Source organism: Peribacillus sp. FSL P2-0133 (genome assembly GCF_037975445.1).
GTDB lineage: Bacteria > Bacillota > Bacilli > Bacillales > DSM-1321 > Peribacillus > Peribacillus simplex_E.
The window spans coordinates 4,543,708-4,567,376 of record NZ_CP150254.1; the positions used below are offsets into that span (position 1 = coordinate 4,543,708).

General features: G+C 42.6%; 19 protein-coding genes and 1 pseudogene. 7 read left to right on the forward strand and 13 right to left on the reverse strand.

The genetic code is table 11. The annotated features are described in order from the left end of the window. Positions 1-89 precede the first annotated feature (89 nt). From MKY17_RS21850 to kdgD, 9 genes are all read right to left on the reverse strand, one after another. Positions 90-539: an ASCH domain-containing protein gene (locus MKY17_RS21850; RefSeq protein ID WP_339200663.1), complete on the reverse strand. Its 450-nt coding sequence runs from the start codon at positions 537-539 to the stop codon at positions 90-92. 44 nt (positions 540-583) lie between these two features. Further along, positions 584-1,054 (reverse strand): VOC family protein, encoded by a 471-nt coding sequence (locus MKY17_RS21855; RefSeq protein ID WP_098372447.1) that lies wholly within the window; start codon positions 1,052-1,054, stop codon positions 584-586. A 65-nt stretch (positions 1,055-1,119) separates the two neighbouring features. Further along, on the reverse strand, positions 1,120-1,443 hold the full coding sequence (locus MKY17_RS21860) for a hypothetical protein (protein ID WP_144549007.1): 324 nt from the start codon (positions 1,441-1,443) through the stop codon (positions 1,120-1,122). A 113-nt stretch (positions 1,444-1,556) separates the two neighbouring features. Beyond that, positions 1,557-2,009, reverse strand: a complete 453-nt coding sequence (locus tag MKY17_RS21865) for a GNAT family N-acetyltransferase (RefSeq protein WP_098372449.1) — start codon at positions 2,007-2,009, stop codon at positions 1,557-1,559. Positions 2,010-2,189: 180 nt separating this feature from the next. After that, positions 2,190-3,725 (reverse strand): galactarate dehydratase, encoded by a 1,536-nt coding sequence (garD, locus tag MKY17_RS21870; RefSeq protein WP_339200666.1) that lies wholly within the window; start codon positions 3,723-3,725, stop codon positions 2,190-2,192. Between the two features lie 139 nt (positions 3,726-3,864). Continuing rightward, positions 3,865-5,184 carry an MFS transporter gene (locus MKY17_RS21875; protein ID WP_339200668.1) on the reverse strand — a complete coding sequence of 440 codons (1,320 nt, stop codon included), beginning with the start codon at positions 5,182-5,184 and terminating at the stop codon, positions 3,865-3,867. 209 nt (positions 5,185-5,393) lie between these two features. Beyond that, positions 5,394-6,743, reverse strand: a complete 1,350-nt coding sequence (locus MKY17_RS21880) for a glucarate dehydratase family protein (RefSeq protein ID WP_339200669.1) — start codon at positions 6,741-6,743, stop codon at positions 5,394-5,396. A gap of 87 nt (positions 6,744-6,830) precedes the next feature. Then, positions 6,831-8,294: an alpha-ketoglutaric semialdehyde dehydrogenase GucD gene (gene gucD / locus MKY17_RS21885; protein ID WP_098372451.1), complete on the reverse strand. Its 1,464-nt coding sequence runs from the start codon at positions 8,292-8,294 to the stop codon at positions 6,831-6,833. A 17-nt stretch (positions 8,295-8,311) separates the two neighbouring features. Then, a complete protein-coding gene (gene kdgD, locus MKY17_RS21890) occupies positions 8,312-9,244 on the reverse strand; it encodes a 5-dehydro-4-deoxyglucarate dehydratase (RefSeq protein WP_098372452.1) in 933 nt (310 codons plus the stop codon). A 321-nt stretch (positions 9,245-9,565) separates the two neighbouring features. On the opposite strand from kdgD, the gene MKY17_RS21895 reads away from it, so the two are divergent. From MKY17_RS21895 to MKY17_RS21905, 3 genes are all read left to right on the forward strand, one after another. Continuing rightward, on the forward strand, positions 9,566-10,927 hold the full coding sequence (locus MKY17_RS21895) for an MFS transporter (RefSeq protein WP_098372453.1): 1,362 nt from the start codon (positions 9,566-9,568) through the stop codon (positions 10,925-10,927). Positions 10,928-10,958: 31 nt separating this feature from the next. Next, a complete protein-coding gene (gudD, locus tag MKY17_RS21900; protein ID WP_179891116.1) occupies positions 10,959-12,317 on the forward strand; it encodes a glucarate dehydratase in 1,359 nt (452 codons plus the stop codon). Between the two features lie 161 nt (positions 12,318-12,478). Then, positions 12,479-13,180 carry a FadR/GntR family transcriptional regulator gene (locus tag MKY17_RS21905; protein WP_063232459.1) on the forward strand — a complete coding sequence of 234 codons (702 nt, stop codon included), beginning with the start codon at positions 12,479-12,481 and terminating at the stop codon, positions 13,178-13,180. Positions 13,181-13,559: 379 nt separating this feature from the next. Here the strand turns inward: MKY17_RS21905 and MKY17_RS21910 are convergent, their stop codons facing one another. Then, entirely contained in the window at positions 13,560-14,318 is a 759-nt protein-coding gene (locus MKY17_RS21910; RefSeq protein WP_098372454.1) for an SDR family oxidoreductase, read from the reverse strand. Positions 14,319-14,508: 190 nt separating this feature from the next. Here MKY17_RS21910 and MKY17_RS21915 point away from each other — a divergent pair, with 190 nt between their 5' ends. Further along, positions 14,509-15,126: a TetR/AcrR family transcriptional regulator gene (locus MKY17_RS21915; RefSeq protein WP_098372455.1), complete on the forward strand. Its 618-nt coding sequence runs from the start codon at positions 14,509-14,511 to the stop codon at positions 15,124-15,126. A gap of 30 nt (positions 15,127-15,156) precedes the next feature. Here the strand turns inward: MKY17_RS21915 and MKY17_RS21920 are convergent, their stop codons facing one another. Together MKY17_RS21920 and MKY17_RS21925 are read right to left on the reverse strand one after the other, a co-directional pair. Further along, entirely contained in the window at positions 15,157-15,858 is a 702-nt protein-coding gene (locus MKY17_RS21920) for an alpha/beta hydrolase (protein ID WP_098372456.1), read from the reverse strand. 177 nt (positions 15,859-16,035) lie between these two features. Continuing rightward, positions 16,036-16,937, reverse strand: a pseudogene (locus MKY17_RS21925) (LysR family transcriptional regulator). A 121-nt stretch (positions 16,938-17,058) separates the two neighbouring features. Here MKY17_RS21925 and MKY17_RS21930 point away from each other — a divergent pair. Beyond that, the gene (locus MKY17_RS21930; RefSeq protein WP_098372458.1) at positions 17,059-19,062 is read left to right on the forward strand and encodes a YhgE/Pip domain-containing protein; all 2,004 of its coding nucleotides are present in this window, start codon (positions 17,059-17,061) and stop codon (positions 19,060-19,062) included. Positions 19,063-19,212: 150 nt separating this feature from the next. Here the strand turns inward: MKY17_RS21930 and MKY17_RS21935 are convergent, their stop codons facing one another. Continuing rightward, positions 19,213-20,661: a DHA2 family efflux MFS transporter permease subunit gene (locus MKY17_RS21935; RefSeq protein ID WP_098372622.1), complete on the reverse strand. Its 1,449-nt coding sequence runs from the start codon at positions 20,659-20,661 to the stop codon at positions 19,213-19,215. Positions 20,662-20,915: 254 nt separating this feature from the next. On the opposite strand from MKY17_RS21935, the gene MKY17_RS21940 reads away from it, so the two are divergent. Then, the gene (locus MKY17_RS21940) at positions 20,916-21,815 is read left to right on the forward strand and encodes a TetR/AcrR family transcriptional regulator (RefSeq protein WP_098372459.1); all 900 of its coding nucleotides are present in this window, start codon (positions 20,916-20,918) and stop codon (positions 21,813-21,815) included. Between the two features lie 144 nt (positions 21,816-21,959). Then, complete coding sequence (locus tag MKY17_RS21945) at positions 21,960-23,633, forward strand: ribonuclease J (protein WP_098372460.1); 1,674 nt, start codon at positions 21,960-21,962, stop codon at positions 23,631-23,633. Positions 23,634-23,669: the final 36 nt, after the last annotated feature.

The following is a 23,669-nucleotide window of genomic DNA, read 5'->3' on the forward strand; positions in this document are numbered from 1 at the left end:
TTTCTATAAGTTTTTTAATCCAATGACCTATTAGAGCAAATCACTGAACGAAAACACTTATTGCTCACTTCCGTAAAAACCATCTGCATTCACTTTACATGTATCAATTCAATACGCTCACAAACCAGCAGCATATCTTCTTTAAAGGTGTGGCCGATTTTGTGCAATTCTTCTTTCAGCCATTTTTCATGAGCATCCCACCAGTATGTATAGGTTCGATCTCCTTCCCCTTCTGAAATCGCAAACTCTTCACTCACTTCATTCATGGGCAATACTTCGACTTTCACTGTTTGGATGATGGCTAAGGGCTCATCCTCACTACTTAAAATAATGCTGTAATCACCCACGGATGGTAATGGTTCATTTTCCTCTTCATAAAAAACATACCCAGAGCACGTAGCCGTTTTTATTCCGTCCATCACTAATTGAGCCAAATGATCGGGATCAGCCCCGAATTGCCATGCACTGACTGCCTGGGGTTTTTCTTCATCTTTCCCCTGCCAAAATTCATTCCAATATAAATCCGCTTTGACCTTCATTCTATGATTCTCCCATTCTTATTCTTAAAATTTTCGCCCATCTGTCATTCGTATTTTTCACTTCTATATTCATGTTCCCATTCACTTAAATACATACGATTCGTGATTTTTTTTGGATTCTCCAGTTTACTAATAAACTCCAAACTGTTTCCGTCTGGATCATTAAAGTGAATTTTAGCGTGGGCATATTCCCCGTGCGGCATCACGAAAGGTTCAATTGGTTTAAATCCAAAAGCCTCTCTTGGCGCATAGCCTCTATCTTCAAGCCATGCGACTGAGCTCTTTAGATCTTCCAATGATACTTGAAAAGCGATATGCCGTAGGGAGGGATGATACTCAACCTCCACTTTTTCCGTTTCCCAAAGCCCCAACCAACTTTTGTCCTTTTCAATCCATAGAAAAGCCAGGTTGTCTTCAACCTTATGATCTAACTGCAAACCAAGCCCCTCATAGAATTCAATGGAACGTTTCAAATCACGAACCGGTAAATGTGCTTCATATAAACCTCTTATCATTGAAAAACCACCTTTTGTCAGATCTCTCTCCCCAGAAGCTTCATAACCATTCTGGTTAAATCCCTTTATCTTATTGATCTACGGAGCAATTCTATTTCCCCAGTTAACAACAAAGTGATGACGATAACCCAAAATATAAAGAAAGACGAGGAAAAAACCAAAGAAATGATCGGGATCACTTTTTTCTCCGTTTTCTTCAAAATTCCTATAACAGAGAGGACGATGCCGGCAATCGTAAGGAAAAAAGTTATATAATGACCCGTCATGCTCCCGATATTTTCCATTCTAATAGGTGTAATAAAAACAGTAAAAAAGCAAATGATTCCAATGATGAATGAAGTAAAACTAATTACACCGTACCTCTTCTGAATACATGCTTCGTTTTCCATCGAGCACACCCTTTCATCAGATCCTGCACATCTATTAATATCTCACAAATAATTTTAACATATAATACCAGACAAATTGTTGTGCACAGAAAAAGGGGTCAAAAGACGGTGAATTAAAGCTTCATTTTCATGCCTTCATGAGTGGTTTTAAATCCTAAACGCTCATAAAATCGCAGCGTTTCTTCCCGTTTTTTATCGGTCGTAAGCTGAATGATATGGCAGCCCCGCTTCCTGGCACGGTCAATCGCATATTGAATCAACTTGCTTCCAATGCCTTTCCCTCGTTCTGAAGATGCCGTCCGAACCCCTTCGATCGTTGCTCTCCAACCGCCTTGATGGGTAATATATGGAGTGAACGTGATTTGCTGCACCCCAACGATTTCCTTACCAAGACATGCTACGATCAATTCATTATTCTCATCTGCATCAATGGATGCAAATGCTTTTAGATAGCTTTCAGGAAGGGGATTTTCATAGCGTTCCCTTTCCCTCCCCAATACATCATCCGCTAGCATCCGTACTATTTCACTTAAGTCTTTTACTGTCGCATTCCTGAATGTGACCATAATATCCCTCCAGTTCAGTATCGCCCTTTTTTCGTCATGATGGAAACCAATCTTTCATAATAACTTCAACTAAAAGTTAGGCGGTCCTCTTTTCTGGAGGAAAAATAATGACAGCTTTAAAAATCGGTCCAACAAAAAAAGGCCCCCTTTTAAAAGGAAGTCCTTCTTAGTAAATCATTATTAGGTAATTGGCGCAGGGTTGAACAGTGCCAAATCATTATACAGGCCCCAATGCTCTGCCCAGGTTTTCTTTTTACCGCTGGCCACTTCCAAAATGAGGTGGAATATTTCCCACCCGACATCCTCTATGGTTGCCTCACCTGTAGCGATAGTTCCTGCATTTATATCAATCAGATCTTTCCATTGCTCGGTCAATGTATTTCGTGTAGATACTTTGATGACGGAAGCCATTGCCAGATTATAAGGTGTGCCCCTTCCAGTTGTAAAAACTTGAAGGTGCATGCCGGAAGCGAGCTGCAGCGTTCCGCAAACAAAGTCACTAGCTGGTGTAGCTGCAAAAATCAGCCCTTTTTCCGTTGCTTTTTCACCTGGAGCCAGTACGCCTGAAATGGGGCTGCCTCCGGATTTGGCAATGGAGCCTAATGATTTTTCCACTACATTGGCCAATCCGCCTTTTTTGTTTCCTGGCGACGGATTGGCACTTCGATCGGCATCACCTAAAGCAAGATAGTTATCATACCAATCCATTTCCTTTATTAACGCTCTCCCTACTTCTTCATTCACTGCACGGGGCGTCAATAGATGAATCGCATCCCGCACTTCTGTGACTTCAGAAAATAAAACGGTTGCCCCTGCCCTAACTAACAGATCTGTAGCATATCCTACTGCAGGGTTAGCTGTCACACCGGAAAATGCATCACTTCCTCCACACTGCGTGCCGATGACCAATTCGGAAACCGGAAACGTCTCCCGCTGCCTGCGGTTCAACTTGATTAAACGTTCCTCGGCCATTTCCATAATAGATTGGACCATTCCCGCAAATCCCTGCTGATCCTGAAGTGAAATGATATCTGAATCGTCCCCGCTTGGATTTATCCTCATTGGAGACAGTTTTTCACACCCCAGTCCAACTACCAAGGCTTCCCCGCCGAAATTCGGGTGTTTCGCAAGGTTCTGTATCGTGCGAATGGGAATAACCGCTTCAGGTGCATTGATTGCGACTCCGCACCCATAGTTGTGATTTATGGCGACAACATCATCAACATTGGGATACTTCGGAAGAAGCTCTTTTTTTATCCGGTTCACGACGAAATCCAGCACGCCTACTACACATTGAACGCTTGTTGTAATCCCTAATATATTCTTGGTTCCAACACTGCCATCTTCATTGCGGAATCCTTGAAATGTATATCCTTCAAGCGGGGGTAAAGTTTTGGGTATATCATTTGCTACCGGCAATTCCTTTAAATCCGGAGAAGCCGGAAGCATCACCAGTGACTCGTCAATCCAACAGCCCTTACTGATTGATTCAGCCGCATAACCGATAACTTCCCCATAGCGCATGATGGCTTCATTCTCGACTATATCCATTAAAGCCACTTTGTGGCCTTGTGGTACTCTTTCTTTCAATTCAAGCCCACATGGGAAAACCGTTCCTTGATCCAAGCCCCCCGTATTAACAACGATGGCGACATTGTCCATCCCATTTACCTTAATATAAAGCGGTACCTCTGTCAGCTGCGTTTTCGTATCCACTTTACCAACCCTTTCAATATAATAAAGCTAGCATATTGTCTGATATAGATATATTTTAAAATGGCTTAAATTATATTCCTCATGCTTTTAGGGAACTTCATTCAAACGTACGTTCAAAAGTTCGTTTTCTTTTCTTCTGTTAATTTTTATCTATTAATACGATTCTTTCAGGTTTATTTACTATGAAAATGTAGGATAGAGCTCCTATGAACAATACACTGGCAACAAAGATCAGGGCACCGCTAAAGGAATTTGTTTTGGCTAAAATAAAGCCAATGACAAGTGGTGTTACAATACCTGCGATATTCCCAATGGTATTAAAAATACCGCCAGTTAAACCAATAAGTTCTTTTGGTGCCATATCACCGACAAGAGACCATGTAAGACCTGCCAAACCTTTCGCGAAAAAGGCAATGGACATGATTAGGATAAGAAGAAAAATATTTGAAGTGAAGTTAGCTAATACGATTGTGCTGGATAAAAGAAACCCAGTGATGATCGGTGTTTTACGTGCAACAGCGAGCGATTTTCCTTTTTTCAATAATCTGTCGGAAATGACCCCGCCAACGATACCTCCAAAAAATGCTCCTATATAAGGTACCGATGCTGCAAAACCTGTTTGAATTAGAGATAAACCCTTCTCCGTTACGAGATATGTAGGGAACCACGTTAAGAAAAACCAAACAATTGTATTCAGCGCATACTGACCAATATAAATTCCGACCATTTGTCTGTTTGACAACAAAAGACGGATATCAGACCAGTTCACTTTTCTTTTTTCTTCTTTATTTGCTAACCCGCCACCTGAATTAATATAATCGATTTCTGCTTGATTTACACGTGGATGGTTGTATGGTTCACGTACAAATGCAAACCATAAAATGGCCACAAAGATACCTAATCCTCCTGCAACAAAGAAAACATCGTGCCAGCCAAACTCTTGTAATATCCATGCCATGACTGGCGTGAAAAGTGCTAATCCAAAATATTGTGCAGAGTTATAAATCGATACCGCCCGTCCGCGTTCATGTTGTGGAAACCACATCGTCGTCAATCTGCTATTCCCTGGAAAAGATGGGGCTTCAGTAATACCAACCAAGAATCTTAAAATGAATAATCCAAGTAAGGTGCTGATAAATCCTTGAAAAAAGGTAAATGTGGACCATAATAATAAAGCAACACCATAAACTTTACGTGCTCCATATCTATCTAGTAACCAACCTCCTGGAATGTTAAATGCAGTATATGCCCAGTTAAAGGCTGAAAAAGCAACACCTAATTTCACTGCATCGAAAGCAAGGTCTTCTTTCATTACTGGAGCAGCTATACCCAAAGCAGAACGGTCAATATAATTAATGACGGTCACGATAAATAACATTGCAAGTATCGTAAAACGCACATTGGTTTTTTTAGGATGTTCAGTCTCATTGCTGATGCGTTGAGCACCGCTACTGTTCATAAGCTTCCTCCTTTTTTTCTTGATTTCAGAAAAATGGTTTCAGTTTAATACCTTTTATTTTTTCTCAATGAATTGTAATCAAGTAAGGGCTTACAATCCATGTATTTTTAGCAACTACCATGAGTAGAATGTTAATATTTTCATCTTTAATAGATTGAGATATTCATTCTTTTACTCATGGTAATTACCATTCATTTAAATCGAAAAGTTTATCTCACCATACATGGTTTCTTAGAGTTATATTTCCACTCTTTAATTAGATACTGCATAGAAGTTGAATCATCTCGATCATGATATGGCAGACTGCGATATAATTCATTTGCTTTCATCACTTTATCCATATTTATTTCTACACCTAAACCTGGTTTATCAGGCAGTTTAATCATTCCATCTATAATTTGTAATGGATCATCACATAATTCTTGGCCATCTTGCCAAATATAGTGTGTATCGATTGGTGAAATATTTCCTGGCGCAGCAGCTGCTACTTGTGTAAATGCCGCCAAGGTAATATCAAAGTGGTTATTGGAATGCGACCCCCATGTTAAGCCCCAATCGTTTAATACATGCGCCATACGGATACTGCCATTCAATGTCCAGAAATGAGGGTCAGCTAACACAATATCGACTGCTCTAAGTGCTGCTGCATGATGGAATTGACGCCAATTTGTCGCAATCATATTTGTGGCAACAGGCAGACCGGTGGCAATCTTAAATTCAGCCATTATTTCACGGCTAGAGAATCCCGCTTCAGGACCACACGGATCTTCAATATAGGCAAGTATATCTCCTTTACCTTTGCAAAGCTTAATGGCTTCTTCCAATGACCATGCACCATTTGGATCAAGATTAATTCTTGAATCAGGGAATGCTTCATGTAAAGCTTGAATCGCTTCCATTTCTTCTTCTCCACGAAGCACTCCACCTTTTAATTTGAAACTCTTAAATCCATAACGATCTTTAGCTACTTTTGCTTGAGCGACAATTCCTTCAGCTGTTAATGTTTCAATTCGTCTAACGCGATCCCAATCATCCTTAAATTGTGTTTCACGTAAATAATTAAGATCGAGTTTTTCCATATCCGCGATATAGAATAAATAGCCTAAGAAAGGAACTTCTGTCCGTTGAATGCCTCCATCGCCAAGTAATGCTGCAATTGGTTTATTAACAAATTTACCAAGTAAGTCCATCATGGCGCATTCAACAGCAGCTTCCGCTTGCACAACAAATTTCAAATTGGCTAAATTTAATCCTTGCAACCCTTCACCAGAGTCACCTTTTATACTCAAACCACCTTTACGTATGGCAGTAATACAACCTCTATAATCGGCAATCTCTTGTCCTACTACAAATGGACGATAACTTTCTATCATTCTAGTAATATCATCGCCGCCATGAATCTCACCGATACCTGTATTCCCCGTTTCATCTTCTAAAATAACAATATTACGAGTAAAATAAGGAGCATGACAGCCACTTAGTGTGAGAAGCGCACTATCATAGCCTGCTACTGGAATAACCTTCATATCTGTAATAATTGGCGATCCGTGCGATTTCATTATTTAACTTCCTTCCAGATTTATTAACCTCATAAGTACTCTAATCATTAATTCGAAACGTTATCTATTGATCGCATTCACGTTATATTATTTTACAAACACCGTTTTAATGGATGTAAAAAACTCTTTTGCTGCTTCTCCTTGTTCCCTGGAGTGGGAGCTGGAGTTTTTCATGCCGCCAAATGGTGCCTGCAGTTCAACGCCTGCGCTCTCAGCGTTGACCCTGATCAATCCCGCTTCCATATCGTTAACAAATGAAAGCAAATGTTGGATATTGGCTGTAAAAATCGAAGCGCTAAGGCCGTATTCGACGCTGTTCGCAAGTTGCAGGGCTTCTTCAACTGAATCAGCTTTCAATAAAGCAATCACCGGACCAAAAATTTCTTCCTTTACAATTGTCATATCTGACGTGCAGTTATCAAAAATCGTAGGCTCTACATAAAAGCCATTAGCCTGAGTGCCTTCTTCAGCACGCTTTCCGCCAGTTAGAAGTGTAGCCCCTTCCTCGACTCCTTTTTCGATATAGGAAAGAACCGTTTTTAATTGATTTTCGCTAGCGCATGGTCCCATCCATGTCCCGCTGTCCAATCCATCCCCGATGGAAATGCCTTTCGTTTCTTTCACCAGCAACTGCTTGAACTCTTCATAAACTCCAGCTGCAACGATGACACGGCTTGTCGCGGTACATTTTTGCCCCGTCGAACGAAACGCGCCTGTAATGACTGCTTCTACAGCCAGATTAAGATCCGCATCCGCTGCAACGATTACCGGGTTTTTCCCGCCCATTTCAAGCTGGTATTTCGCTCCGCGTGCTAACGCGGCTTGTCCAATCCTTTTTCCAACGCCGTTCGAGCCGGTAAAGGTAATGCCGTTTATATCTTCGTGATCGGCGATGCCCTGCCCGATGACACTGCCCGGCCCTGTGACCATATTGATAACACCCGCCGGTAAACCTGCTTCTTCAAAACACTCCATGATCTTCGCACAGGTGATGGCCGTCTCGGTGGCTGGCTTCACCACAATCGTATTCCCATAAACGAGAGCAGGAGCCATCTTCCAAATCGGGATGGCGATTGGAAAATTCCAAGGTGTAATGACGCCCACTACACCAAGCGGGACGCGCGTCGTGAACATAAGCGCTGAACTGTCTGTGGATGGAATGACATCCCCCACTTTACGCATTCCTTCTCCTGCATAGTATTTCAGGATCGCAATACCGCGTGCCGTTTCCCCTTTTGTTTCTGCAAAGGTCTTACCCATTTCCCGTGTTGCACATTCTGCGATTTCATCAATCCGCTTTTCAAGAATATGCGCTACTTTATATAGATACTCCCCGCGCTCTGAACCAGCTAGTTTGCGCCATTTGTCTTTCGCCTTTTTCGCCGCTTCCACAGCCAGGTTCAAATCTTCCTTGGCAGATTTCTGTACAAATCCGACAATTGCCTGATTATCTGCCGGGTTTAAACTTTTTTCAACTTCATTTGAAATGGAAGTAACCCATTCACCATTAATATAGTTAAGATACGTTTTTGTTTGAACTGTAGTTATCATATATAATCCCGCCCTTATTAGATTGATTGAATTGGTGTTTCTTTTGGAAAACGATCTAAAGCATTCTCTAATATCGTTTGCATTTCTGCATAATGTTCTTTTTCCACCGGAAGAATTGGTAATCTGACTGTTTGCCCAACCGGCATTCCCATAATCTCCATACCTGCTTTAATGAGAGAAACGGCATACCCTTTTCGCTGACGGCGAATATTGTTGATTGGCATGATGACCTGTTGGTAAATTTCTTTGACCGTTTCTTGATCTCCGCTCAAAATGCCATTATAGAATTTCCGTGAGATGTGCGGGATGTAATTGGATATCGCGGATGAGTAAGAGTCAAAGCCAAGTGGGACGTAGGCCGACATGGTAACTTCCGCAAGCGGCATTCCGTTCAGCCAGCCGAAACGCTTTCCGAACGTTTGTGTAAGGAGTCCATTCAACTCCATATTGCCTAGACCGTCTTTGACGCCGACCACCTGCGGGACCTCAGCAAGCGCTTCCAAAGTTGAAATTGAAAGTGAAACATTATCACGCTGATATACTATGGAATTTAAGTCTGTACTCTCTGCGATAGCTTTGAAATAAGCCGCCAGACCTGCCTGTTCTCCAGTAACAAGATATGGAGGTAATATTAAATATCCGTCTGCCCCTCTATCCGCTGATATTCTGGCAAGTTCCAGGGAAGTTTGAATATTCCCGCCTACCCCTGTGTATACAGGGACTTTTCCAGCCGTAACGGATACGGCTACCTCTACCATCGCTTCATATTCCTCTTTACTTAACGATGGATATTCCGCTGCTGCACATGCTACGAAAATAGCCTCGAGTCCCCCATCTAGTAAAAATTGGATATTACTAGCAAGTGCTTGTTCATCAAGCTTATTACTCGTTGTAAATGGTGCTACGGGAAATCCGAGAATCCCTTTAGGTGCCTTGCGAATTTTATTCATTTTCTATTCCTCCTTGTGTATTATTGTTTTATTGTAAGACAAATATACCGTCTGGTCAATCGTATTTTTTTTATTTTCTGAAAAATCAAACCATCACCTCATCCCACAATAATTTCGCTTCTAATATATACAAAAAAACACGATAATTAAGGTGCTAAAAATGAAAAACGATTTATAAAAAAAGCCATTGACAAACAATTTTATTTGTCTTACCATTGGACAAAACTAAATATTTAGAATTTTCACGAAGGGAGAATCGGCCAACATTGTAAGCGGTATCAACTAAAAAATATAATTAAATACGTTTAAGGAAGTGAGTATATGAACGCTGAAGAAAAAGTTTTTCAAGCATCTCCTAAACTGCCAAATGCCCAGAAAAAAACACGGACACGATGGTTCATTGTCTTCATGCTCTTTTTGGTTACCGCTCTGAATTATGCAGATCGTGCTACGCTATCAATCGCAGGTACGGACATGTCTGGTCAGCTTGGTCTCGATTCAGTCATGATGGGCTATGTTTTCTCCGCTTTTGCATGGTCTTACGTAGCTGGACAAATTCCGGGTGGATGGCTTTTGGACCGTTTTGGCTCAAAAAGAGTTTACTTTTGGAGTATCACGCTATGGTCTACCTTTACGCTTTTACAAGGATTTATCGGATTTCTCGGTTCTGCCGGAACGGCTGTCATGGTATTGTTCGGACTGCGTTTTTTAGTTGGATTGGCAGAGGCTCCTTCCTTCCCGGCCAACAGCCGCATCGTTGCTACCTGGTTCCCAAGCCATGAACGCGGAACCGCGGCTGCCACTTTCAATTCAGCACAGTATTTTGCAACCGTTCTCTTTGCACCAATTATGGGTTACATTACGTATAAATTTGGTTGGGAATACGTCTTCTTCTTTATGGGCGCTTTAGGAATCATCGTCGCTTTCTTCTGGATGAAAACGATATATGGCCCAAAGGAACATCCGCGCATCAGCAAAGCTGAACTTGAATATATCGAAGCAGGCGGCGCTTTGATCAATATGGATCAAACCACTACAAATAACGAGGAAAAGAAGGGCGTCAACTGGAATAATATTAAGCAGCTTTTATCAAACCGTATGCTGTTAGGTGTTTATCTCGGACAATATTGCATTACGACGTTAACGTACTTTTTCCTTACATGGTTTCCTGTGTACCTTGTACAAGAAAGAGGCATGACCATTCTTGAAGTTGGACTCGTCGCTTCCCTTCCAGCCATTTGTGGGTTTTTTGGCGGCATTCTCGGAGGGACATTCTCGGATTTCTTGTTACGGAAGGGATTCTCATTGACTGTCGCTCGAAAATTGCCAATTGTTGTTGGGATGCTTCTATCGATGAGCTTGGTAGCTGCAAACTATGTAGATACGGAATGGGTGGTTATATTCGTTATGGCCCTAGCATTTTTCGGTAAAGGATTTGGGGCACTCGGCTGGGCGGTAGTGGCCGATACCTCACCAAAGGAAATGTCCGGTGTCAGTGGCGGGCTTTTCAATACATTCGGTAACATTGCAGGCATTACAACACCGATTATCATCGGATACATCATTGCCACGACAGGATCATTCAATGGGGCGCTAGTCTTCGTATGTGCCAATGCTCTTGTCGCGATTTGCAGCTATTTATTCCTTGTTGGTGAAATTAAACGTGTAGAGTTAAAATCATAGTTAACTAAATATTCTGGTAGGGGGAAGAATTATGAACAATCAAATGCTTAAGGATAATGTAAAAATCGGCACACCGGTAATTTCAGAAATGAGCGTTATTCCAGTTGCAGGCCATGACGGCATGCTGCTGAACTTGAGCGGTGCCCATGCTCCTTATTTCACACGGAACATTGTCATTCTGAAAGACAATGCGGGTAATACTGGTGTAGGTGAAGTTCCTGGAGGCGAAAAAATTCGCCAAACACTCGAGGATGCCAAACAATTGGTTGTCGGCCAGTCCATTGGGACATACAACAACATTCTGAATACCATCCGTAAGCAGTTTGCGGACCGGGATGCTGGAGGCCGAGGCCTTCAGACGTTCGATCTCCGTATAGCCATTCATGCCGTGACAGCATTGGAAGCGGCACTTCTAGATTTAGTCGGCCAATATTTAGGTGTTCCAGTTGCAGCCCTTCTCGGCGAAGGACAGCAGCGTGATAAGGTGGAAATGCTGGGCTACTTATTTTATGTAGGTGACCGCAATAAAACGGATCTTGGTTATTTAAGCGAGCCTGAAGCGGCAGATGACTGGATTCGCCTCCGTCATGAGGAAGCGCTCACACCTGAATCGATTGTCCGCTTGGCAGAAGCCGCCCACTCTCGCTATGGATTCAATGATTTTAAACTGAAAGGCGGAGTTTTGCGCGGGGAAGAAGAAATCGAAGCGGTGACGGCACTTGCGGAACGCTTCCCTGAAGCCAGGATCACCCTTGACCCAAATGGCGGCTGGCTGCTTAAGGATGCGATTGAACTTTGCCGGGATCAACATCATGTTTTAGCCTATGCGGAAGATCCATGCGGAGCGGAAAATGGTTTTTCCGCCCGGGAAATCATGACGGAATTCAGGCGCGCAACGGGCCTTCCCACCGCTACTAATATGATTGCAACGGACTGGAGGCAAATGGGGCACTCCATTCAACTTCAATCCGTGGACATCCCTCTTGCCGATCCGCATTTTTGGACGATGCAAGGCTCCGTCCGTGTCGCTCAAATGTGCAACGACTGGGGATTGACATGGGGATCACACTCGAATAATCACTTTGACATTTCGCTTGCCATGTTTACACACGTTGCTGCAGCCGCACCAGGAAAAATCACTGCGATCGATACCCACTGGATTTGGCAGGATGGGCAGCGTTTGACGAAAGAACCTTTTAAAATTGTCGGTGGAATGGTCGATGTCCCATCCAAGCCCGGACTTGGAATTGAAGTGGATATGGAACAAATCGAGAAGGCACATCAGCTTTATAAACAAAAAGGACTTGGTGCCCGTGATGATTCAATGGCGATGCAATACCTGATTTCCGGATGGGAGTTCAATCCAAAATCACCTTGCCTTGTCAGATGATTTTTTCCAACAATGCGTGCGTCTCTCTCTTTAGAGCGGCGCATTTTACTTTTTTTGGGGTATAGATCTTCTCTTCCTCACATGCAAATAAGTGTATTATATTATATAATTAGTCTTACAGTATAAATACATATAGGATTTAACAGAAAAGGGGTTACACAATGGAAGAATCGTCAAAGAAATTAGGCGTACAATCGGTACATCGCAACACTCTTTCACAACAAGTCGTGGATCAAATCGTGCATCTGCTCGTCAGCGGACAAATGAAAGCGGGCGACAAACTGCCTCCTGAAATGGAACTTATGAAAGAACTTGAAGTAAGCCGACCTGTTTTACGGGAGGCACTCAGTGCACTTGATACACTAGGAGTCATTACACGGAAAACGCGTGAAGGAACCTTTTTTAACGATAAAATCGGTACACATCCCTTCTCTGTCATGCTGGCGCTGGCTACGGATAATTTACCAGCGATCATCGAAGCGCGAATGGCATTGGAGTTGGGACTGGTAACAATGGCTGCCGAGAAAATCACAGACGAACAGTTGGAGAAACTGCAAGTTACGATTGATACGATTGCCAATAGTGAAGACAACGATTATGGAGAGGCCGATAAAGAATTCCACAAGATCATTGCTTTAAGTGCGAACAATCCCATTATTGAAGGCATGATCGATTCCTTATTGATTACCCATAATAAAATAAATAGCCTGATACAATTCAGGGAACGGGAACTGACTGTAAAGTATCATAAAGCCATCTATGCGGCACTTGCAGCGCATGATCCACATGAAGCATTCAGTCAAATGTACAAGCACCTTGATTACGTCCGTCAGAAAGTCCTTCAATATTCTCACGCAAATTAATATATCGTTTGTGTGGAAGATGGAAGTAATCGCAGCAAACTAATGGATCACTCAATGATCCAATTTCATAGGGAAAGTGGATTTTTCAGGGAACCTATTTTGCTTCCAAGATTTCAGAGTTCTACTTATCTTTTAAATCCAATTGATAGCATAATTTTTTTTAAAAAACTGGATAGTAGTTGAACTATCCAGCCCCAGCTTATCCACTTTCGATTGAAATGAAAATGTTCCCCGATGAAGTCGAAACCTTCCTCTTGCAAATTGTTGGCTAACCACAATCCCCCTCCAAGGCTCCACTCAAAAAAAATGCATCCCTGCTTACTAGCAGGAATGCATGTATCAGTCCCAAGTTCTGACCATCCTCTTTTTAATTTACTGCTTAATATGCACTCCAACCAGCATCTGCCGTGATGACAGTACCATTTACAAAACTGGAATCGTCTGAAGCAAGGAACAAAGCCACTTTAGCGATTTCCTCAGGTTTTCCATTGCGTGGATTGATGGCCATACCCAATTGTTGGCGAGAGATGCCGAACTCATTGATATTCGTCATGCTGGAACCGATATTGGTTTCAACTCCGCCTGGTGCTATTGCATTGCAGCGAATCCCTTTATTGGCATACATGAAGCCCGTGTTTTTTGTAAACCCAACCACTGCGTGCTTAGAGGCAGTGTATGCTGCGCCTGCTCGAGCACCGTACAAACCGCCAGCAGAAGCAATATTGATGATGACCCCTTTTTGTTTCTCTAAAAAGATTGGCAATACCTTTCTAGTCGAACGCATGACGCTTGTCGTGTTAATGGCAAAAATCCGATCCCATCTAGAATCTTCAATGTCTCCAGCAGGTTCCATGCCATCCATGATGCCCGCGTTATTCACCAAAATATCCACCGTACCATACGTACTGACCGAGGTATCGATCAAATGTTGAATATCTTCCTCATCCGCTACGTTCGTTTTAATGGCAAAGGCCATTCCGCCATTCGCTTTTATTTCTTCTACCGTCTCGTTCGCACCATCAAGATTTAAATCCGATACGACGACTTTAGCCCCTTCTCTAGCATAATCTATAGCAATTTGTTTCCCCATGCCAGATGCTGCGCCTGTCACTACTGCAACTTTGTCTTGTAATTTCATTTGAACTCCCCCATTCATTCTAGTGAAGTGATACTTATTGTACAGATGTTCATTAACTAACTTCCTTTATAGTATAATTAGTTTCAATAAGCTTATACAATCAGCAAATGATGACCTCGATGTTGAACAATGAACAGAAAGTGTTCATTATGTTCATTAAAAGGGCAATAACGAACAAAGGGTGAAGAAAATGTCCAATAATAACACTGGGATTGATAGGAGGATCAGGAAATCCAAACTGGCCTTGAAGGAATCTCTCATATCATTAATGCAACACAAGGATTTCAGGGAAATATCGATTACTGACATTGTAGAACGCGCCGACCTTAATCGGGGTACATTTTACAAACACTATCAGTACAAAGAGGAACTGCTTGAAGAGGTCATGGAGGATGTAATTGCCGATTTGATCATATCTTACCGGGAACCATATAAAAATGTTGAAACTTTCACCATCAATGAACTAACGGCTTCAGTGATCAAAATATTTGAACATGTAGCTAATTATGCAAACATTTATACCCTCATCCTAAAGTCGAATGCATGGCCTACATTACTGGAAAGGATTTGTAATGAATTAAAGAAACTTCCATTGGAGGACCTAGAAGATTACCGGCCGAACCCTAAAATCAATACAGAACTTGCCTCCAGTTACCAAGCATATGCGATATTAGGCATGATCATCGAATGGGTCAACACCGGCTTTAAATACAGCGCTGGCTATATGGCTGAACAGTTACTGGAAATCATTAATAATAAATCGGTAAATGCCGTCTATAAAATAAACCATACATTTAAGCAGGAATAAGAGGGCTGCATCGGCAACCCTCCTATCTCATTAATGCGCTGGCCCTTTGGAAAGAAACCTTGTTACGGCAGCCAAGAAAGCTGATAAATTATCTTCATGCACAAAGTGTCCTGCATCCTCTATCGTCACCAATTCGCAATTCGGAATAAGCTCGGAAACTTCCTGCAATTTATTTTGGGGTATATGGCTCGACCCGCCCCCTATAACAAGCGTCGGCATCATAATATCGGTAAGACGTGCCCACCATTCGGGATCGGGTTCATTAAGCTGCTGTAGAATCGAAGGCACAACCTGCCAATCAAACGGCAGAGGGCCAGAAGGTTGGGAAGGAACCTCAACTGGTTCATCCGAGAAAGGTGGAGGCGTATCTTCGACAATCAACCTATCTATCCTCGAAGGAAAGGTTTGCGAGAAAAGATAGGAAACTGTTCCCCCCATGGAATGCCCTATTAGCGAAAATCTTCCCAAATTCAGTGCATCCGCAAATTGAAGCAAATCATCGCACATCAATTCGAAAGTGTATGTATTAGTTCTCGCACTCCCACCGTGTCCCCGTTGATCTAAAGCTAATACACGATAATTTTCTCCTAATGCGGCAGCCACTTGATCCCATGACTCTGCACTTTTACCCAGCGCGTGAAGAACAACTAGCGGCGGTGCAGAAACATCACCGCTCTCCCGGTATTGAAACGTGTGTCCATTCAACTCAATTTGATTAACCCGTATTTCCATCTCCATTCATCTCCTAGGATCGGAATTGGTCATTTTTAACCCGATCTATTTAAGAAAAACCTCCTAAAATACTATGTTCTCTATAATTAAATTATACTTTTTATGCCTTCACCCATTAATTCGTCCTAACGGCGATTCATTCCTGTCTTCATCCGATTATTTCGACCTTCACCACATTTATTCATTCTTTGGTCTGGCGGAGTTGGCGGCAGCGAAGTAATCCATGACAAATAACCTAAATTGCTTGGCTACTGGGGTGAAGTAGCGTTTTTCTGACCAGCCAGCCCTATTGTTCTTTGACAAGCAGGTTCGGTTATCCGGATTTTATGGGATATTGACCCGGTTTGATGGAGCCATGTCAATTCTGATACGAAGGCGACTCCCAACCCTTTCCTGACAAGGTCCGAGATGACAGCAGGTTCATCTCCTTCAAATGCGATATGCTGGACGAATCCCGCTTCAAGGCAAAATTGGTCGGTGAGGCTGCGGAACCCGAAGCCTGTGTTCATACTGATGAATGGTTCATCTTTCACTTCTTGGAGTGTAATGCTTTCCATGCCTGCCAGCCGGTGATCGGGGGGCACGATCAAGTATATTTCTTCGGTGATCAGCGGTTCCCACTTTAAGTCTGGGCCTTCAATCGGAACGGATGATATGCAATAATCGATTTCTCCTTCTATTAGAAGCTGCTTCATGGATGATATGGATTTTAGGAATTGTTGAAAACGGACGTCCGGGTATTGAGATAAAAATGTACCCAATAAATCAGGCAGGACCCTGGGAATGGTAACGGCCAAGGTGATGTTCTTTTGGTCTTGATCTGTTAATTCCACTATTTCGCGCCTCCCTTCATTCAGTTCCGCAAAAGCGCGTTCAACACGATTCAAGAAAATTCGTCCGGCTGCATTGAGCTTGATTTTCCGGTGTTCCCTATCGAACAGTGCGACTCCCAAATCCTCTTCAAGCCGGGATATGGTTTTACTGAGGGATGGCTGAGCAATCTGAAGTTGTTCCGCAGCCTTCGTCATATGTTCCAGCCGTGCTACGGTTTGAAAGTACTGCAGCTGTAATATTTCCATTTTTCCACTCTTTTCACATAGATTTAAATCTATTATTACATAATCAATTATGTATTATACAGTATCTAAAAAAGCCATTATGATGAAATAATCTCTTAGTTAGAAAGGGCAGGCTCAAATAATGAAAGGTTTACAACTTGTATTTCAAGATATAAAAGCAATGTGGAAACATAAACACGGGAGAATCGCCTTGATTTTCCTTCTGGTCGTTCCATTGATTTACTCAGGTTTCTTCTTGGCAGGATATTGGAACCCTTATGGGAAGTTGGATCAGCTCCCTGTGGCAGTGGTCAATCTCGATAAAGGTTCGGAAATGGACGATAAGCCAGTCGAGGCTGGAGATGATTTCGTTGAACAATTAAAAAAGCAGAAAGAATTGGATTTTCACTTTGTCACGGCAAAGGAGGCAAATACGGGTCTTAAGGAAGGTACCTATTATATGGTTGTCACGATTCCGGAAGATTTTTCGGAAAATGTCACGACTTTAATGGATAAAAAACCGGAAACGGCTAAACTTTTGTATTCTGTCAATCCAGGTAAGAACTTCGTTGCTTCACAGATCAGCTCTACTGCTGTTGAAAAAATGACGGCAAAAATCAACGCAAGCATTACGAAGGTCTATTCTGAAGGCATCCTTTCGAAATTCCAGGACGTTTCTAACGGCTTGGCGGATGCCGGGGATGGTGCGGAAACGCTTCATCAAGGAACGGCGGATGCGAAAAGCGGCAGCGAGAAATTGAATGATGGTATCCAGGATTTGAATGATGGTGTCCAGAAGCTGCAAACAGGAAGCACCAAGCTCTTGGATGGACAAGAAGCCTTAGCGGATGGTGCGAAAGGATTATCAACAGGTTCCCAGAACTTGCATTCAGGCATGAAACAGCTATCTGATGCACATGACTCATTGGAAAATGGAATGAATGAAGTAAGTAAAGGTGTTGAGAACTGGTCAGCCGGAAATGCAAAATTGATGCAAGGGCAAGAACAGGCTGCCAATACAGCGGATACTCTAAAAAAACAATTGGATGCCTATATGAAAAGTCATCCTGATGCAATAAAGGATCAAGACTTCAAGCAAATCGTTGCCCTATCAGAAGGTTTATCCGAAGCAGCCACCACTTTACATGCCGGTCAAAAGCAATTGGGCGAAGGTGCTGCCAAAGTGGCTGATGGACAAGAAACCGTTCAAACCGGGATGAATGCTTTTGGTGATAAAATGGCACAGGCTACCTCAGGTGCCCAGCAATTAAACGAGGGTTCTGAAGAATTGGCGAATGGATTATTTAAATGGAAAAATGGTTTCTCCACTTTACATGCCGGAATTGATTCGCTAGCCGGCGGAAGCAGCCAGCTAGCCAGTGGATCGACGGAACTTCAAGACGGACTGGCTTCACTGGAAACGGGTTCAAGCAAATTATCCACCAAGCTTAATGAAGCTGCCGATAAAACGGCCAGTCTTCAGTACGACGATTCGACAACTTCGATGTTCTCTGAACCCGTACAATTGGTCCAATCCAATTTATCTGAAGTACCTAACTACGGAACCGGGATTGCTCCTTATTTTCTGTCATTGGCCTTTTATGTAGGCGGTATCATGGCTTCCAATATCTTACCGCTTGGCCGCAGGCATAATCTTAAGGTTACCGGAACCGTTCATTTCACGAATAAATTAATGCTGGTATATGTAATCGGCTTGATACAGGCACTTCTAGTGGATGCAGTCGTCCTTCTTGGATTCCATTTACACGTGGCCAGTGTCCCTGTATTCATTCTATCAAGCATCATCGTTTCATTTACCTTCATGACATTCATTCTTATGTTGGTGACCGTATTCGGAGTGGTGGGCAAATTCGCAGCCGTGACCCTTCTCGTGTTCCAATTGGCGACCTGCGGCGGAACATTCCCAGGCGAACTGGGCATGTCATTATTGACGAAAATCGGTCAATTTCTACCTATGGCCCACTCATTAAAGGAACTTCAAGAGGTCATCTCATTAGGCGGCTGGGAAAACTTGCAAACGCAGATTTGGATCTTACTTGCCTATCTCGTTTTTGCAGCGATCATTGGTTGGATAGCCAGTCATATCCAGCATGCAAAAGTAACTTCAGAGGAAGTGACATCTTGATCTGAAAAAGCGCAGTGCAAATGGCACTGCGCTTTTTTTATATACAAGTGAAAATCACCGGGTAAAACAATTAAAGTCGGCTAAACTTAAAAGAAAAAGCCCTTGCTGCCTGAACTATTCAGGTGGCATAGGGCTTTTTTATTGTTTCATCTAAGCGGTTTGATCTTTTTTCATAGCTGGTTTTTCTTCAGCCGGCCATGCGCGCTTAATGAATAATGTCAGAATCAGTGCCACAGCAGCAATGAAGGTGGATACAAAGAAGGAGAAGTTAATTCCATCGAGCATCGCCTGCATCCCGATTTGGGCCTGCATTTGTTCCATCATCTCAGCAGTGGGCTGGCTTGTTAATTTGCTCATTGCTTTGGTCATTAAATCCTCACCGGAAGAAGCGGCATGGTTTGACATGACCGTAACAAGCAATGCCGTACCGATTGCACCGGAAATCTGGTTCAGCGTGTTATTCATGGCTGTACCATGCGGGTTCATACGTGCTGGCAGTGAGTTCAATCCATTTGTCATGATCGGCATCATTGCCATGGACAAACCGAATAAACGGACGGAATAAAGAATCACAATATGTGTATAAGAAGTATCCATTGTTAATTTACTGAAGAAATACGTCGTCACCACAGTAATAAACAAACCGGTTGAAGCAAGTATGCGGGCACCGAATTTATCGAAGAGCTTACCGGTAATCGGTGACATGAAGGCCATCAATAGTGCACCGGGCAGCATCAGCAACCCTGAATCGAATGGTGAAATGCCACGGACCGTTTGTGTATACATCGGCATTAAGATCATCGCCGAGAACATGGCCATATTAAGCACGATTGAAATCGTTGCAGATAAAGCGAACATCGGATGTTTGAAGATCTTGAATTCAAGCATTGGCGTTTCCATTTTAAGTTGGCGTGTAATGAAAAGGATCAGGGAAATGGCACCGACAATCAATGTTCCATATACCCAAGGGCTATCCCAGCCTTTGCTGCCTGCAGAGCTGAATCCGTAAAGCAGGCCGCCAAAGCCCAAGCTAGATAGGATGACCGATAATTTATCGATTTTAATATCGACTTTTTCCTTTTTGTCTTTAAGTTTAAAGAAGCCGAGAAGAAGCACTAGTAAAGCAAGCGGAGTGATGAAGTGGAATAGCATTCTCCAATCATAATGTTCGATGATCCAGCCTGAAAGCGTCGGCCCGATTGCAGGGGCAAACATCATGACCAAACCGAATAATCCCATTGCAGAGCCCCGTTTTTCAACAGGGAAAGCAGTTAAAAGCACGTTCATTAATAACGGCATCATAATTGCAGAACCTGCAGCCTGAACCATACGTGCGCTCAATAATAGCGGGAATGTATGCGCTACACCTGCAACGATCGTCCCGATCGAGAATAGGAGCATGGCTGTCAGGAACAGATTACGTACCGAATATTTTCTTATTAAGAAGGCTGTTGTCGGAATCATGATTCCGTTCACAAGCATATAGCCCGTTGTCAGCCATTGAACTGTGGAAGTCTCGATTCCCAGGTCTGTTTTGATTGATGGCAGTGCAATATTTAAAAGGGTTGAATTCAGTATCGCTATAAAAGCCCCGACCATCAGTATGGCCAAAATGCCATACGAACCCTTTTTCTCATTTGTTTGTGCAGTACTCACTTTTTATCTATTCCTCCATTCAAACTATTGGTTCATTTAATTATACGAGCGGTATATTCCAAACTCACAAAATCAATAATATACCCCTAGTTCATTTTTTGCAATAAAAATTTACTGGTTTAAATAAGGGTTTGTGCTGTGATGAAAAATAGAGTACGATTACATTTATACAAGCAGTATAATGAAAATAAGGTGATATGATGAATAATCGAAGGCAGAATGTCATCGATACGGCTCATAAGCTGTTTATTGACAAGGGCTACCAAGCCACGTCCATACAGGACATTTTAGATGGCAGCGGTATATCAAAAGGTACATTTTATAATTATTTCCCTTCGAAGGGTGAATTATTTATAGCCATTTTCCGTTCCTTCTATACAAAGATTCGCCATGACCGGGAAAAACTGTTGATTGGTCAAGATTCCGCCGATATTGATATTTTCATCCAGCAGCTCGAACTGCAGCTGATGGTGAACAAGCAAAGCAAATTGCTTATCCTGATCGAAGAAGTCCGTGTTTCCAACGATGAAGAATTAAAACAATTCATCAATAGCACGCTATTGTTGAGCTTACGCTGGATGTATAATCGTTTTATCGATATATTCGGTGAAAGCAAAAAACCCTATCTTTTAGATAGCGTCATTATCTTTCATTCGATGATGACTCACATGAATCATTTTAGCTATCGTGCCAATCCCGCCGGTACACCGGACATACAAATTATCCGCTATTGCATGAACCGTATTGTCCGCTTAGTCAATGAAGTGGCTGAAAGCGGGGAACAGATCATTGATCCGGAACTAATGGATACGTGGTTCCCAAACTTTACAAACCACCTTGATCCTTGCCATAATGATTTGCTTCAATCAACCACTGAATTGAAAAAAGCGATAAACAAAGCTTTGCCTTGCGATGAAAATCGAACAAGAGCCATTGAATTAATCGACTTTATCCAAGATGAGCTGATGCAGTCCGACAAGCCGCGAAAATTCTTGATAGAAAGTTTGCTGCTCACTTTGAAGACTGGATATGCATCACAGGTCCAAGCTTACATTGAGACTTTTGAAGAAAGCATCAATTCTTGCTTGAGCCGATGAATAGTGAAGATACACGCACCTACCAAAAACGGTAGGTGTTTTTTTATGGCTTTTTGAATTGCCCTGTTTTAAAAAAAGAGTTGGTTTTATAAAAGGGACCTAAGGAAACACTATCCTTATCATCATAAAGGGAGGTCTATCTACTTGAGTGTGAAAGAGAGTGCTTTGTCCATACTGGCTCTGGGCGGAGTGAACGAAATCGGTAAAAACATGTACGTGGTTCAATATTCTAACGATATCGTCATTATTGATTGTGGTGCAAAGTTTCCTGATGAAAGTTTATTAGGAGTCGATTTGATCATTCCCGATATTTCCTTTCTTCAGGAGAATAAGGAGAAGATCCGCGCTTTAATTGTGACTCATGGGCATGAAGATCATATTGGCGGGATCCCTTATTTCTTGAAAAAATTGAATGTACCCATTTATGCCACACGTTTAACACTTGGTTTGATTGAATTGAAGTTAAAAGAACATAACCTTTTGGCTGATACGGAATTAATCCAGATCGATTCGGATTCAAGGTTGGAATTTGGGGAGATGGTTCTGGACTTTTTCAAAACGAATCATAGTATACCCGATTGCCTTGGAGTCACCATGCATACGCCCGTAGGCACGGTCGTTCATACAGGGGACTTTAAGTTTGACTTGACTCCCATGAATGATCAGTATCCCGATATTCATAAAATGGCCAAAATCGGGAGTGAAGGTGTACTGGTTTTATTATCTGAAAGCACGAACGCTGAACGCCCCGGCTCAAGCCCCTCGGAGCATCTGGTTGGCAGCCATATTGAAGAAGCCTTCATGCAGGCAAAACAGAAAGTCATTCTTTCGACCTTCGCTTCAAATGTCAATCGCGTTCAACAAGTTGTGAACGCTGCACAGAAGACAAACCGGAAACTCGCCCTGATTGGACGAAGCATGGTGAACGTCGTATCCGTTGCCATTGAACGCGGCTACCTCCAGGTTCCTGATGGGATGCTTATCCAACCACAAGAAGTGGATAATTATGCTCCTGAAAAGGTCGCAGTATTATGTACTGGAAGTCAAGGAGAGCCATTTGCTGCCCTTTCCCGCCTTTCCAGTTCGAATTATCGGGATATGAGTATACTGCCTGATGATACAGTGATTCTTGCCTCCACTCCAATACCCGGAAATGAACGGGATGTTTCACGTATCATCGACAACCTGTTTCAACTTGGTGCCAAAGTCATTTACGGTTCTGGGACTGTAACGGGCATGCATGTTTCCGGACATGCCTATCAGGAAGAGTTGAAGCTCATGCTTACCCTGATGAAACCTAAGTATTTCATACCGATTCACGGTGAGTATCGGATGTTGCACCAGCATCGATTGCTAGCTGAGTCTGTCGGGGTGGAGAAGGACCATACTTTCATCATCAATAACGGCGATGTGGTGGATATTGAAAACTCCGTTGCCCGTCAAACGAGAAAGGTGACTGCAGGCAATACCTTTGTTGATGGTGTTGGCGTTGGTGACGTTGGGGAAATCGTTCTGCGGGACCGTAAGCAGCTTTCCGAAGATGGAATGCTCGTGATCGTCATAACACTAAGCAAGACGGAAAGAAAAATAGTATCAGGACCCGATACCATTTCCCGGGGATTTGTTTATGTTCAAAATTCCGAGGACCTCCTTAGGCATGTGAACCGTCTTGTCATGAAAACGGTCAACGACTTACAAAATGAAAAAATATATCGGTGGAACGTCATTAAGCAAACCATAAAGAAGGAACTTGGGCAATATCTCTTTACTCAAACTAAGAAAAAACCAATGATCCTTCCGATCATCATTGAAGTTTAGCGCCAAATCGAAAGGAACTCGACTTCGTATAGTCGA